Below are 13543 nucleotides of genomic sequence, written 5' to 3' on the forward strand. Positions count from 1 at the left end.
TATAGTGGGTCTTCCCCAGTAATGGGGATATAATCGACAGTTCTACATTTTACGTTACTTTACTCATGCTTCTAGTCGTGTCAGGAACCTGGGCTTCTAAATTGAAGTTAAACGAATTTACGTTTAAAGGAATAACGAATATGTCATGCTTAAAAAAATATGCATATGCCCCATTTATATCACTACTTTATGGTGTTTCAGCAACGGCCTCACCAGATTTGATGTATGACATTGATAAGAAGGACTATTCGCTGTCAACAGAGGTGACGCCACAATTTTCCTGGGATAAAAGTGAGTCTCAAGTTGATAAAACCCAATATTGTCTTACTCCTCGCGATCCAGGATGCAGCAAAATGTGGCATGAGGAAAAAGCGAAGGATTATTCCTGGACCACAGAGGTAACGCCAAAACTATCTTGGGAGAAAAGTGAGTCTCAAGATGATAAAACTCACTATTGTCTTACCCCTAGCGATCCAGGATGCAGCAATATGTGGCATAAGGAAAAAGCGAAGGAGTATGACGAGCGGAGGCAGCGTTCCCAACAAAAAAGGCTTTATAATTAACATAAATGATCGTTCAAAAGCTCATATTCAGTTTTCCATAGTGGGATATTACGCCTGGCTTGTAACGTTCTTAATAGTTAGGCTGATAATATTTGACGATTCATTTCTTGAGAATTTTTTGCAGCTTATTTAGAATGCATCTAAAAATCGCACCAAACCGCCTCGACTTCATTTACTGATTCGCGAAATATTATGGATCGGACAGAATAACTTGAGCGTCCAAAGTCAGTTCCTTTTGGGAATATTGTCTGACCAGCTTGTTCGTATTTTCATTTGAGCCACGCTGTCAGGGAGATTGAGGACCACAGAAATAAATCCAAATGTCTGTCGCTACCGTAAATCGAGCGTGGCTGGTCGTTTGGCGCCTCGATCCCATGTTAGTGTTTTATAAAAGCTCAGCTGGTAATTCCGCGCTTGTTTGATGAGTGCAGATACAACAGTTATGGTTTTGTTGTCGCTGATTTTGGACAGCATAACAAAGCGGGAATGGCGTTCAACGTGGGTGACGATATAGGAGTTAGTAGACATCTCTATGTTTGGTCGGGTTAAATATGGCTAATTCGTTAAATAACCTTGATCCCGAGCTGAGTTGATCACACCTGCACTACAACCCATATTCCTCGCGCAACAACCCAAACAGCCAATCGTTATGCCACGCATTTCTCAGCCAGTAATTTTCCCGCAGTTCACCTTCTAATACAAAACCGACTTTTTCCAGCAGCCGCCGTGAGGGCGTATTGCCTGCGGTGACGGTAGCGCTTAGGCTTCGAATGCCGCCGTCGCTGAATGCATAGTCACAAATCGCGCGGAGCGACTCGTGCGCATAGCCTTTGCCTTGCGCTTCAGGTGCGAACAGAAAGCCGACTTCGGCGCAGTCCTTTTCCCGATGAATATAACCGCTAACGCCGAGGCGATTGCCTGACTGTTTTTCCCGCACCACCAGACACAGCCAATGCGCGCTGAATGGCGACCAGCGCGGCAATCTTGCTGTAAAATCGGCGTGAATTTTTTCATCGGATTTTGCATCGGCGACGTAATGCATGACGTGAGGCGAGAGCTGGAGCTGACGGAAGAAGTCCCAGTCGTCTTCCGCGATCTGCGAGCAAGTGAGTCTGGGCGTGTCGAGATGCAGGTTAGCGGTCACTTTTCACCTTTAGAATTCAGATTACTCCACAACGATATTTTACAACGCTCATAACGTAGCGGCGCAATTTATTGCGCAATATCAGGCTAGTTGCGCAATCGCCATCACAGTGCGCGATAAATCGCGCCGCTACGGATACATGCAAAACGTGATTATTGCTGGAACCGCAACGCCACACCAAACGCCTGCTCGGCACCAACAATAATCGCCGACTCTTCTTCGCGGAACGGCACATCACCGAGCAGCAGACTGGCTTTCACTTTGCGCAGATCCGAGGTGCGCAAACTCAATCCGGCCATGCGCGCGCTGCCGTCGTAATCAATCGGCAATCCGGCGAAGCGCTGCGTAACGTATTCCGCGGCGGCAAAGCGTACCGTTGCCACGCCCGCTTTGAGCACAAACGCGCCTTCCTGACAGGCGGTGAGTTTATCGGCACCGAATAAACGGCTGTAGGGCTGAGCAGCGGCGGCGGGATCCTGCGCCACCACCACGAACTCGACGATATCGCTCACGCCATTCGGATGGACGCGCCACGCGTCCTGCCACACCGAATCCGGTGTGTCGTGCTGACAAAAGAAGCTGCGGCCGTTCGCAACCAGCGACGGGCGCAATCGCACGGTGCGGAAGCGTGCTTCCTGCTCGGTGCCGTCCGGCAAAGTAACGGGACGGAAAAAGCTCGCCGGCAGATCGCCGTCGATGTCCTGGCTCTCCAGATAGCGCCACACCGCATCGGCATCCTCGGTTTTCCATACTAATCCGCTGAGGCCAATCGGCGACTGCCACAAATCCTGGCGCAGATTGCCGCGCCCAGGCTCAAACCCCAACAGCTCCAGATAGTTATCACCAAAAATCGCCAGATGATTACTGGAGCCGAGCGAATGATGGCCGCGCTCGGTCAGCTGAAATCCCAGGCGACGAAACAGCGCGCTGGCGTCATCCAACTGGCTGGCAACGTTGATCACCACATGGTCGAGACGTGGAACAGGTACAGAAATCGCCATCGCTTTTCTCCTTGCTCTCATGGTCACGATGCCAGCGCCTGTTGTTGGCGCAGCGTCATCAGCGCGCGCTGGGCCAGCTCGGTAAAGTAATGCACCGCCGGTTCCAGCATCGCTTCATCCGGATCGAATCCGGCGTGATGCAGGCCAAATTCACTGGCGCTGCCGATGCTGACGAACGCGCCCGGCAGCTGCTGCAGGTAGAAGGCGAAGTCTTCGCCACCCATCTGCGGCGTGCCGACCTGTGTTTGATAGCCTTGCTCTGCGGCCAGATCCAGCGCGAAATCGGCCCATTGCGGGGTGTTAACCAGCGAAGGCGGACCTTCCTGCCACACCAGCTCCGCCTGTGCGCCAAATCCGGCGGCGATCCCGTTTATCAGCGCTCTCATTTTCTGCGGGATCTGCGCGCGAATCGCCGCATTGTGGGTGCGCACCGTGCCTTCCAGTTCCACCGTTTGTGGCAGCACGTTCCAGCTGTTGCCTGCAGTAAAGCGCGTCACGCTGACCACCACCGATTCCAGCGAACTGAACACGCGGCTCGGCAGCATTTGCAGCGCGGTGACGATGTGGCTGCCAATCACGATGCTATCGATGCCTTCATGCGGACGCGCGGCGTGCGCGCCTTTACCGTTGATAGTAATCTGGAAACGATCGACGTTGGCATAATAGGCACCGCCGCGCGTCCGCAGCGTGCCGGTTGGCAGATCCGGCGCGTTATGCAGGCCGAAAATCGCCTGCACCTCTTTCAGCGCGCCCGCCGCCAGCAGCTGTTTCGCGCCGGTAAAAATCTCTTCGGCTGGCTGGAACAGAATGCGCACGCGGCCAGGCAGCTGCGATTCGATGCGTTGCAACTGCTGTGCGACGCCCAGCATCACGCTGCTGTGCAGATCATGGCCGCAGGCGTGCATCACGCCCGGCTGCTGGGAGCGCCATGCTTGATCGGTTTGCTCGTCGATGGGCAGGGCGTCGATGTCGGCACGCAGCGCAATCAGCGGTTCACCGTGACCGATTTCTGCCACGACACCGGTTTTCAAATCCAGCGGCAGCAGCTTGACGTTGAGTTCCTGCAACCAGCGGGTAAGGCGCTCGGTGGTGGCAAATTCCTGATCCGACAGTTCGGGATGCTGATGCAGCTCGCGTCGCCAGCGCACCAGCTGTTGATGGGAAAGATCCGTCATGGTCATCCTTGTGTGTGTTCAGGTAAGAAAGGTTCGCCGAGCGTCAGCATCAGGCGATTCGCCCAGGCAAAGAAGGCGGCGGATTGAATCAGGTCCAGCAGCTCCAGCGTGCTGAATCCCTGAGCGCGCAGAGCCTGCAGCTGTTTCAGACTGGTGGCGGCAGGCGTAATCGATAAGGTAGCAACCAAATCGATCTGCGCCGCCCAGCGCGCCGATTGTCCGTGCGACAGCTCAGCGCCCGGCGCGACATTCAGCAGCTTCTGCACCGCCGGTTCATCTTTCGACAGCTGGCTGGCTTTGCGCGCATGCACCGAGGCGCAGTAGATGCAGCCGTTGACCTTGCTCACCACCGTGGCGGCGAGTTCACGCTCGGCGCGTGAAAGTCCGCCTGCGGTGTAGAAGATGCCTTTATCGGTTAGCGTGCGCTGCTCGAGCAACGGCTGATTGCGGCCCAGCAGGCGGAAGTAATCAGAGTCGCTGTGGCCGAATTTCGCCAGCGTTGCCTGCTCTTCAGCGCTAAATTCCTGCAGCGGTTTTGCTGCCAGCCACGGTTCCCAGCCGAGTTCCTGCTGGGTAAAGGCGGTGAGGGCGGTTTTCCCGCTCACGGTGAGCGGCGCATCGTGCCATTTACCGGCCACCGCATGCGGCTGCGACGCCGTCTCTTCACCGTTGAGCAAACGCAAACCCGCAAGCAAGCGGCTCTGGAAGCTGACAAAGGCAATCAGCTGCGCCAGCGTGACGATGCCGCGTGGCGACCATCCGGCAGTTTGCAGCGTCTCGATGTGCTGCGGCGCAGCATCGACCGGATGCAAGCTCAGCAGTTCCGCAAACGCCAGACCCGCAGCGAAGCGTGCGTTGTTGGGCTGTTCCGGCTGGCGGTAATGCGCTTCGAGACTCGACGCGCCATGCCAGGCCGCGACCTGCGCGGCGAGGGCGAAACGTTCTGCTAACGGCAAATCTTCATCATCCTGCGAAAACAGCACGTCATAGCTGCCTTGCGTGTGCTGGGTGGCGGCGTGACGCTCGGCGCGGGCTTGCGCCAGTTCAGACGCGGGATCGATATCCGCCAGCGCGGCCAGTAAATCAAACGTTTGAGACATGAAATTCTCCTGTTAAGCGTGGCTTAGCGCACGCAGCGCGGGCGCAATATGCTCGGCAATCAATTCGATAGAACGCAGAATGTCGGCGTGTGGCGGATCGATGGAGTGCACCTGGAAGCTGATATCGGTGACGCGTTGCAGCGACGTATCGGCCAGCAGCGATTGCCGCACCGTGTCGGCATCGCCGAAGTGCGCATCCAGCTGACGCGCCTGTTCGTCCAGCGTGTTGCCAATCACGTGTCCCGATTCACGGAAATGCTGCGCCTGGCGCTGTAAGCCCGGCTCGGCAAGACGGCGCGCGTAGTCGTTGGAATCGGCCACAAAAGCGGTGCGCGATGCCAGAATGCGCGGCGCAATGCCTGCTGGTAAAGCCGCCACATAGGCATCAATCATCGGGTTTTGTATCTGGTGGAGTGGCAAATCAGGCTGGCCCGCCGGACGCGGCTGGGTGCGCGACAGCATCAAACCGTGCCCGGCAAGGCCTGCGCGCGCCGCACCTTCCACCGAGAAGGTGGCGATCCACACGCGCTGCGCCAGCGTCGGCGCTGCGGGATAGAGGTGATTATCCGGATGGCCCAGCGTATCGCCGCGCCAGGCGCTCAGCAGCTGATGCAGATGATCGGCAAACACGCTGGCGCGCTGGTCGATAGTGATACCGAACGGCAGAAACGAGGTCGCGGTGCCGCCCGAACCTAAACCGACTTCGAGCCGACCGTTGCTCAGCAAATCCAGCACCGCTGCATCTTCGGCGACGCGCAGCGCGTTCTCCATCGCCAGCGTGATGATGCCGGTGCCAAGCCGAATAGTGCGGGTGTGCGCCGCAACGTGGGCCAGAAACAGCAGCGGTGAAGGCAAGCCGCCTTCTTTCTCGTGAAAGTGGTGCTGAGCAATCCACGCGCTGTCAAAACCGGTGCGCTCGGCGTGCTGAATCTGTTCAGTTGCCAGGCGATAGCGCTGCTGTGCGGAAGTGTCATCCAGCAGGCGAGTGAAAAAACCAATGCGTTTGCGCGTCATGCAGACTCCTTAATCAGCGGACGGAAAGCGGGTATCGCGTCAATCAGCGATCGGGTATACGGATGCTGCGGCGCGCTAAATAGCGTGACAGTGTCACCTTGCTCCACCACTTCACCGGCGCGCAGCACGGTGACGCTGTGCGCAATGCGGCGCACGGTGGCGAGGTCGTGGGTGATAAACAGATAAGTAAGGCCGAGCTCGCGTTGCAGTTGTTGCAGCAGTTGCAGAATCTGCGCCTGCACCGTGACATCCAGCGCTGAGGTCGCTTCATCCAGCACCAGAATCGCCGGTTGCAGAATCAGGGCGCGGGCGATGGCTACGCGCTGACGCTGGCCGCCGGACAACTCGCGCGGTTTGCGCGTCAGCAGCTCCAGCGGTAACGCCACGCGCTGCGCCACGGCTGCGACGCGTTCACGGCGCTGCTCGCTGCTGAGTTTCTCAAAGTTACGCAGCGGCTCTTCAATGATGGCGAACAGCGTCTGGCGCGGATCCAGCGAGGCAAACGGGTTCTGATACACAAACTGAATCTTGCGGCGCAGCTGACGTTGCGCTTCGCCGCGCAGCGCGGTGGCATCGATGCCATCGATCACCACGCGGCCGCTATCGGCCTGCTCAAAGCCTAAAAGAATGCGCGCCAGCGTAGTTTTCCCCGAGCCGGATTCGCCGACCAGCGCGTGCGTGGTGCCGCGCGCCACCGTGACGCACACCTCTTTCGTCACCTGCAGCTGCTGCTGGCGACCGAGGGAAAACTGTTTATTGATGCCGGAGAGCTGAATCGCTGGCGACGAGAAGTTGGCATGTGTCGGCACGGACAGCGCGCTGTCACCCGGATTGGCGTCCTGCAACAGCTGCCGCGTGTAAGCATGCTTAGGCGCGTTGATCACCTGCGCCGCCGGGCCTTGTTCCTGAACTTCGCCATGACGAAATACCAGCAGGCGATCGGCGCGTTCTGCCGCCAGCGCCAAATCGTGCGTGACAAACAGCACCGCCGTACCGGATTCGCGGCGCAGCACATCCAGCAGATCGAGAATGCGTTTTTGCACCGTGACATCCAGCGCGCTGGTGGGTTCATCGGCAATGATAATCTGCGGACGCAAGGCGAGGGCGATAGCAATCAGCACGCGCTGTTTCATGCCGCCGGAAAGCTGATGCGGATACTGCGTCAGACGCTGTTCCGGATGGCTCAGCCCCACTTTTTGCAGCAGCTCCAGTACGCGCTGCTGACGTTCGGTTTTGCTGATTTTCAGGTGCAGCTGCAACATTTCACCGACCTGATCGCCAATGGTTTTCACCGGATTGAGCGAGTTGCCCGGATCCTGCGGCACTAAGCTGATGCTGACGCCGCGCAGGCTATCAAGACATTTAGAAGACCAACCGGCGATATCGGTGCCGTTCAGCACAATTTTGCCGCTGTCCCGGCGGCCGTTTTCTGCCATCAAACCCATAATGGCCTGCGCGGTGGTGGTTTTGCCGGATCCGGATTCACCGACCAGCGCCACCATTTCACCCGGCTGCAACTCAAAGCTGACGTTGTGAACCACCGCGCGCCACTCGCCGCGCTGGCGATAGCTGAGGGTCAAATTTTCAATGGCTAATAACGCGCTCATGCGTCACCTCCGGCCAGTTGACGACTGATGCGGTTGGCGGCCAGCACCACGGCGACCACCACAATGCCGGGGAAGGTGGTGAGCCACCACGCAGTCGCCAGATAGTTACGTCCTTCGGCGATCAATAAACCCCACTCGGGCGTCGGCGGCGGCGTGCCGTAGCCGAGGAAGCTGAGCGTGGATAACGCCAGAATCGCCTGGCCAAACTGCAAGGCGGCGAAGGCGATCACCGCCGTCAGCGAGTTGGGTAAAATGTGACGCCACAACACGCGCCCGAAACTGCCGCCGCTGCCGTAAGCCGCTTCGACGAACTCGCTGCGGCGTACGCGGACAACTTCGCCACGCGCCAGGCGGGCAAAGCTAGCAATCGAGGCGATGCCCACCGCCAGCGCGGCGTGCACGGTGCCAAAACCCAGCAGAATCAGAATGCTGAGCGACAGCAGCAGCGAAGGAATCGACAGCAGCACATCCACTAAGCGCATCAGCCAGTTCTCAGTGCGACCGCCCATCGCGCCCGCCAGCACGCCGAGCGTGGTGCCGCCAATCAGCCCCATCGCCACCGCTGCGACCGCCGCCGACAGCGACTGTGACGCACCATAAATAATGCGCGCGTAGAGATCGCGGCCCAGCTGATCGGTGCCGAGCCAGTAAGCGGCCTGCGGCGGCAGACGTTGTGCGCCAGGCACGCCTTCCGTTGGGCTGAAATGGGTAAACAGACCAGGCGCAAATGCCGCCAGCAGCGCCAACAGCATCACGCCCCACGCCAGCCACAAACCTGGCTGGATGTTGAGTACGCGGGACGCACGTGCGTTGCCGTTGCTTTGACGCGCAGTTGAGTAATCGACCAGACTCATCGGTTGCCTCCGGCAATGGATTGCAGACGCGGATCGAACAGCGGCATCAGCGCATCGACCAGCAGGTTAATCAGCACAAACGCCAGCGCCGAGATCATCACCACCGCCTGTAACACCGCGACGTCCTGATTATTCACCGCCTGCTGCGTCAGCTGACCGACGCCGCTTAGGCCAAACACGGTTTCGGTAATCAGCGCACCGGCGATCAGTTCCCCGAGCAGCAAACCGGCAACGTTCAGCACCGGCAGCAGCGCATTGCGCATCACGTGATGCCACAGCACATGGCTTTCGCTGGCGCCTTTAGCGCGCGCGACCGCCACGAACGGCTGGGTAGAAACCTGATCGATGCTGCGTAATAGAATCTGCGCCAGCGGCGCGGAGATCGGGATCGCCACGGTAATCACCGGCAGAATCAAACCCTGTAGCGCCGACGGATTGATCACCGGGATCCAGCGCAGCTGGAAGGAGAACAGCTGAATCAGCGCGATGCCGAGCCAGAAGGTTGGCAGCGAGATAAACAGCGCCGGAATTGATTGCAGCACCGAACGCAGGAAGCGCAGCGCTGGCAAGCGCGATAACGCCGCCAGCGCGAACGCGATAAGGGTTGCCAGCACAAAACCGAGCAGCGCCAGTTGCAGCGTGGCGGGCAGGTTGCTGATCAGCTGTTCGCTGACTGGCACGCCCGCCTGCACCGAGTAACCAAAATCGCCGCGCACCATCGCCAGCAGTGTGTGCACGTACTGCTGCCAGAGCGGATTATCCGCGCCGTAAGCCAGTCGTATTTCGGCGATTTGATCCGGGCTAAGGCCCAGATCCGGGTTCTGAAACTTGATCAGCACCGCATCGCCGGGCAGCACCTGCAGCAGAAAGAACGACAGGGTAAACGCGGCCCACAGCACCAAAACGCTTTGACCCACTCTTCGCAGCAGTGAACGTTGCATCATTAACCTGCCTTAGTGTTTTTCCAGCCACGCGCCGTAGAACGACGGACGACCCACGGCTTCAAAATTCACGCCTTTCAGCCACGGCGCACCGGCAAACACCTGCGGTTCTTCAAAGATCGGAATTACATAGGCCTGATCGAGCAGATAGCGCTGCGCCTCGCCGGTTACCGCCAGGCGTTTCGCCGGATCGACTTCCGAGGAGATCCCCAGCAACAGCGTGTTCAGTTTGTCGTCGCGGAAGTTCTGCACCTTGTCGCTGGAGCCGCCTTTTTGCAGCAGCGCATCACGGTTAGTCGGATAGAACTGGCTCTTCACCACGTCAGGATCGGCGCGTCCCACTTCGGACACCACCAGCGGGGTTTTCAGCGGATCGAGGTTATCCAGCACGCGGCTGCCTGCATCACCGGCTTTCACCGCCAGCGCGACGCCAACCTGACGCCACTGCTGTGCCACCAGCTGTAGCACCTCTTTGTTCTGCGGCTGCGGAAGCGATTCATAAATGGTCAGCGCCAGTTTCTTGCCATCCTTTTCGCGGATGCCGTCGCTGCCCGGTTTCCAGCCCGCTTCATCCAGCAGCTTTTTCGATAACGCCGGATCGAATTTCAGCTTGTCGGCCAGATTGACGTAACCGGCCGCCGAGGTGGCGATCACCGAGGTGGCCTGCGGATAGTTCGGTGAGAACAGGGTTTGCACCACTTGCTGAGCGTTGGTGGCGTGCAGCAGCGCCTGACGCACCTTCACATCGCTGACCAGCGGGTTATCCGGGCGGAAGCTGATGCTGTCGTTGACGCCACGCGTGGGTGCAGCGTAAATCGGGAAGTTTTGCTGCTGCGCCTGCTTCTCGTCGTAGGCTTGCACCTGACGAATAAAGTCGGCCTGACCGGCCAGCAGCGCGCCAATACGCACGCTGTCTTCCGGCGTGACGATGAATTTAATGCCGTCGAGATTGGCGGGACCTTGCTGGGCGAGGTTTTTCGGGCCCCATTGATAATCTTTGCGCGCGGTTAAATCGACCTCGCGGCCGAGTTTCTCATCGCTGACCACAAATGGACCGGAACCAATAATATGACGCGCATCGCCGAGTTGGTCGAAGCTACGCTGCAGCGTACTGAGGGAAACCAGGCCCGAACCGATGGTAGCGGTGCCCTGTAAAAAACCGGGTGACGGTTTTTTGAAATAGAATTTCACCGTCTGAGGATCAATAACTTCACTGCGGTCGTAATTATTGATCACTTCGGAAACCGGCAGGCGCTGGGCTTTATTTCCCAGACCGTAAGTATCAAAGTTTTTGGCTACCGCATTGGCATCTAAGGGCGTGCCATCAGAGAAGGTGACGCCGGGACGAATTTTAAAGGTATATTCGGTTTTATCGGCGTTACTGCTCCAGCTTTCGGCAATCCACGGTTCCACTTTTAAGGTTTCAGGATTCTGCCACGTCAGCTTATCGGTAATTTGATTCAGAATACCGCCATTGGGATAAAAGCCACCGGCGGGTGGATAAAGGTTGGTATGTGCCTGTTGTTCGAGGTAAACCAGCGTGCCGCCTTTAACGGGCGTGTCTGCCGCGTGGGCGCTAAAAATCCCTGATAGCAGGGCCAAACTCAACGCCTGCAAGTGAAAATGCTTAGTCATGGTGTTTCCCTTTTTAATCAATAGCCCGACGGGCGGTTTTCATCATTGAATGCCGCACACGGGAGTTGAACCAAGGAATTGCACTAAGCTTTGCTAAAAAAAATAAATAGGCGTTCTGTTCATACGATGGGGCGCCATAAATGGCGTAATGCTTATTAGCTAAGCCATTGGCGATGGCGCTGACCGGTGCCACTTTTGGTCCGGCGGTCCTCGCGCCGCTTACGCGGTACCTTCACTTCGCTCGTCTGCCTGACGGACCGGCGGAGACGGGACGTCCTGTCCCGGCTCCGCCTTTCGCCCGCGTCCTGCGGGCTCTCCTGGCTTCCTCGCTTCGTTCAGCGCTGCGGATTGCCGGCCCAAAAGCGGCCCCGGCCTGCTCCAAACCTTCAGTGCGTGTTGTTGAAAAGGGCACATTTGCCAGAGGCGCTGACGCGTCTGCTGCGGCAAAAGGGCTATCCGCAGCGCTGAGGCTTTTACGTTGGGCCAGGAGCCTCACGCAGGGATGCGTGAGGCAGTTCGGGGCCGGCCAGGACGGCCAATCCCCGAATGATCCGTCGGCACGACGTGAAAGCCGAAGGTACCGCGCTAGCGGTGCGAGGACGGCCCGTGACGCAGTAGATGTGTCAGAGCCCGCAGCAGATTTAAAGCACAATGATTTGACCGGTTGTTACATCACGCCCATTAAACGCGGTAGCCATAGCGATAACGCCGGAATATAGGTAATCAACATCAGCACAATAAACAACACGCCATAGAAAGGCAGCATGGCGGTGACCACTTGCTCAATCTTTTGCTTACTCACGGCGCTGGCGACAAATAATACCGTGCCGACCGGTGGCGTAATTAATCCGATGCCTAAGTTGGTTAGCATTATCATGCCGAAATGCACCGGATCGACGCCGAGTGCGGTGGCTACCGGTAATAGTACCGGCGTCAGAATCAGGATCAGCGGTGCCATATCCATTAGCGTCCCCACCACCAGTAGCAGCAGATTAATGCACATCAAAATCACATACTTGTTGCTGGAAAATTGGGTAAAGGCTTCGGTAATAATGGTGGGTAATTGCATAAAGGTCATTACCGCACCGAAACCGGCGGCGAAGGCGATCAACACCATCACAATGGTTACCGTTTTGATGGTACGAAACACCAGAATATGCAATTGCGTCCATTTGAAATCACGATAAATAAACATGGTGACAAAGAACGCCCAGATGCAGGCAATGGCTGCCGATTCCGAGGCGGTGAACACGCCGGAAAGAATTCCGCCGAGAATGATGAAAATGGTGAACAATCCCCAGAACGCATCGAAGAAGATTTTCAACGCCTGCTTGTAAGGGATGCGCTCACCTTTGGGATAGCCGCGTTTACGCGCAAATCCCAGGCACATTACCATTAAGCAAAAACCCAGTAACAGGCCAGGAATGATGCCGGCGACAAATAGCGATGAGATGGTGACAACACCGCCGGTGGCGAGCGAATAAATCACCGAGTTATGGCTGGGCGGGGTTAACACCGCTTGTACCGAGCCGCTGGCCGTTACCGCCGCAGCGAAATCACGCGGATAGCCTTTCTCCTCCATCTGCGGAATCATCACGGAACCAATCGAGGCGGTATCCGCCACCGAAGAGCCCGAAATTGCACCAAAAAAGGTTGAGGCGACAATATTCACCAGCGACAAACCGCCGCGAATAAAACCAACGAAAATATAGGCAAAGTTGACCAGCCGTCGGGCAATGCCGCCTTCCGCCATAATCGCACCAGCCAAAATGAAGAACGGAATGGTTAACAGTGAAAACTTATTAATGCCGTTGGTAATCTGAATCACCACCGCTTCCAGTGGTAAATCGATCCACCATGCCCCGATAAACGCGCTCAATCCAACGGCAAATGCCACCGGGAAACCCACCAGCAGTAATACCACCAAACTGCCTATCAAAATCAGTGCGTCCATTTTCTTCTCCGCTTAGTGGGTGCCGCCAAGAGTCACGATGGCGCGTTGGCTTTGATCGCCATTAACCAATCTTTCAATGACAAACAGCAGGGTGAAAATCGCGCCGATTGGGATCGGCAGATACATTTCGCCGTAGGTCACCACCGGTAGTGAGGCCAGCGTTTGCACCCACATCGCTTCGCACAGGTTGTAACTGGCGCGGAAAATCACCAGACAGGTGATGATCATCAGCGCGTCAGACAACTTGAGCAGCCAGCGCTGATTCACCGGCGAGAGCCGGTCGGTCATCATCGAGACGCAAATATGTGTACCGGCGCGAAACCCGACTGGCGCACCAATAAAGGTAAAGATGATCATGCAAATGATGGCGACCGGTTCTGGCCAGGATAACGCGTCGTTCAGCACATAGCGGGTGAAAATCCCGATGGGAATCACCGTCACCATAATCAACAAGGCAACGGCGGCGATCGCCATGCACAGCAAATAAAGCCCATCCATCAGACGAGAGTATGCAGTCATAATATTTACCTGATTAAAACGCCACGCAGGCACGTG

Annotated in this window: 13 protein-coding genes and 1 pseudogene; 1 reads left to right on the forward strand and 13 read right to left on the reverse strand. The window is 57.1% G+C overall.

Going from position 1 to position 13543, the window contains the following annotated elements:
- Positions 1-77 precede the first annotated feature (77 nt).
- Positions 78-563: a hypothetical protein gene (locus MWH02_RS08485; RefSeq protein ID WP_271460336.1), complete on the forward strand. Its 486-nt coding sequence runs from the start codon at positions 78-80 to the stop codon at positions 561-563.
- A 179-nt stretch (positions 564-742) separates the two neighbouring features.
- Here the strand turns inward: MWH02_RS08485 and MWH02_RS08490 are convergent.
- The 13 genes and pseudogenes from MWH02_RS08490 to MWH02_RS08550 all read right to left on the reverse strand — a co-directional run.
- Positions 743-1097: pseudogene (locus MWH02_RS08490) on the reverse strand (IS30 family transposase); the annotation flags it as partial.
- A 70-nt stretch (positions 1098-1167) separates the two neighbouring features.
- Positions 1168-1707 (reverse strand): GNAT family N-acetyltransferase, encoded by a 540-nt coding sequence (locus tag MWH02_RS08495; protein WP_271460337.1) that lies wholly within the window; start codon positions 1705-1707, stop codon positions 1168-1170.
- 152 nt (positions 1708-1859) lie between these two features.
- A complete protein-coding gene (locus tag MWH02_RS08500; protein ID WP_137386981.1) occupies positions 1860-2708 on the reverse strand; it encodes a VOC family protein in 849 nt (282 codons plus the stop codon).
- A gap of 23 nt (positions 2709-2731) precedes the next feature.
- Positions 2732-3883: an amidohydrolase gene (locus tag MWH02_RS08505; protein ID WP_271460338.1), complete on the reverse strand. Its 1152-nt coding sequence runs from the start codon at positions 3881-3883 to the stop codon at positions 2732-2734.
- Between the two features lie 2 nt (positions 3884-3885).
- The gene (locus MWH02_RS08510) at positions 3886-4983 is read right to left on the reverse strand and encodes an alkylhydroperoxidase domain protein (protein WP_271460339.1); all 1098 of its coding nucleotides are present in this window, start codon (positions 4981-4983) and stop codon (positions 3886-3888) included.
- 12 nt (positions 4984-4995) lie between these two features.
- Positions 4996-5997: a putative FMN-dependent luciferase-like monooxygenase gene (locus MWH02_RS08515; protein ID WP_271460340.1), complete on the reverse strand. Its 1002-nt coding sequence runs from the start codon at positions 5995-5997 to the stop codon at positions 4996-4998.
- Entirely contained in the window at positions 5994-7604 is a 1611-nt protein-coding gene (locus tag MWH02_RS08520) for a dipeptide ABC transporter ATP-binding protein (protein ID WP_271460341.1), read from the reverse strand. Before MWH02_RS08520 ends, MWH02_RS08515 begins: the two co-directional genes overlap by 4 nt.
- A complete protein-coding gene (locus MWH02_RS08525) occupies positions 7601-8458 on the reverse strand; it encodes an ABC transporter permease (protein ID WP_110868458.1) in 858 nt (285 codons plus the stop codon). Before MWH02_RS08525 ends, MWH02_RS08520 begins: the two co-directional genes overlap by 4 nt.
- Positions 8455-9399 carry an ABC transporter permease gene (locus tag MWH02_RS08530; RefSeq protein WP_271460618.1) on the reverse strand — a complete coding sequence of 315 codons (945 nt, stop codon included), beginning with the start codon at positions 9397-9399 and terminating at the stop codon, positions 8455-8457. Before MWH02_RS08530 ends, MWH02_RS08525 begins: the two co-directional genes overlap by 4 nt.
- A 12-nt stretch (positions 9400-9411) precedes the next feature.
- Positions 9412-11034, reverse strand: a complete 1623-nt coding sequence (locus tag MWH02_RS08535; protein ID WP_271460342.1) for a TIGR04028 family ABC transporter substrate-binding protein — start codon at positions 11032-11034, stop codon at positions 9412-9414.
- Positions 11035-11047: 13 nt separating this feature from the next.
- The gene (locus MWH02_RS08540) at positions 11048-11227 is read right to left on the reverse strand and encodes a hypothetical protein (RefSeq protein ID WP_210080278.1); all 180 of its coding nucleotides are present in this window, start codon (positions 11225-11227) and stop codon (positions 11048-11050) included.
- Between the two features lie 474 nt (positions 11228-11701).
- A complete protein-coding gene (locus MWH02_RS08545) occupies positions 11702-12988 on the reverse strand; it encodes a TRAP transporter large permease (RefSeq protein WP_101761395.1) in 1287 nt (428 codons plus the stop codon).
- Between the two features lie 12 nt (positions 12989-13000).
- Positions 13001-13507, reverse strand: a complete 507-nt coding sequence (locus tag MWH02_RS08550) for a TRAP transporter small permease (RefSeq protein WP_110868462.1) — start codon at positions 13505-13507, stop codon at positions 13001-13003.
- Positions 13508-13543 lie beyond the last annotated feature (36 nt).

This window comes from Pantoea leporis (assembly GCF_028048155.1).
Taxonomy (GTDB): domain Bacteria; phylum Pseudomonadota; class Gammaproteobacteria; order Enterobacterales; family Enterobacteriaceae; genus Pantoea; species Pantoea leporis.

Bases quoted from the DNA above. Each gene is read 5' to 3' on its own strand.
- MWH02_RS08530 (WP_271460618.1), bottom strand. From the start codon at position 9,399: ATGCAACGTTCACTGCTGCGAAGAGTGGGTCAAAGCGTTTTGGTGCTG.
- MWH02_RS08535 (WP_271460342.1), bottom strand. From the start codon at position 11,034: ATGACTAAGCATTTTCACTTGCAGGCGTTGAGTTTGGCCCTGCTATCA.
- MWH02_RS08505 (WP_271460338.1), bottom strand. From the start codon at position 3,883: ATGACGGATCTTTCCCATCAACAGCTGGTGCGCTGGCGACGCGAGCTG.
- MWH02_RS08520 (WP_271460341.1), bottom strand. From the start codon at position 7,604: ATGAGCGCGTTATTAGCCATTGAAAATTTGACCCTCAGCTATCGCCAG.
- MWH02_RS08515 (WP_271460340.1), bottom strand. From the start codon at position 5,997: ATGACGCGCAAACGCATTGGTTTTTTCACTCGCCTGCTGGATGACACT.
- MWH02_RS08500 (WP_137386981.1), bottom strand. From the start codon at position 2,708: ATGGCGATTTCTGTACCTGTTCCACGTCTCGACCATGTGGTGATCAAC.
- MWH02_RS08525 (WP_110868458.1), bottom strand. From the start codon at position 8,458: ATGAGTCTGGTCGATTACTCAACTGCGCGTCAAAGCAACGGCAACGCA.
- MWH02_RS08510 (WP_271460339.1), bottom strand. From the start codon at position 4,983: ATGTCTCAAACGTTTGATTTACTGGCCGCGCTGGCGGATATCGATCCC.
- MWH02_RS08550 (WP_110868462.1), bottom strand. From the start codon at position 13,507: ATGACTGCATACTCTCGTCTGATGGATGGGCTTTATTTGCTGTGCATG.
- MWH02_RS08545 (WP_101761395.1), bottom strand. From the start codon at position 12,988: ATGGACGCACTGATTTTGATAGGCAGTTTGGTGGTATTACTGCTGGTG.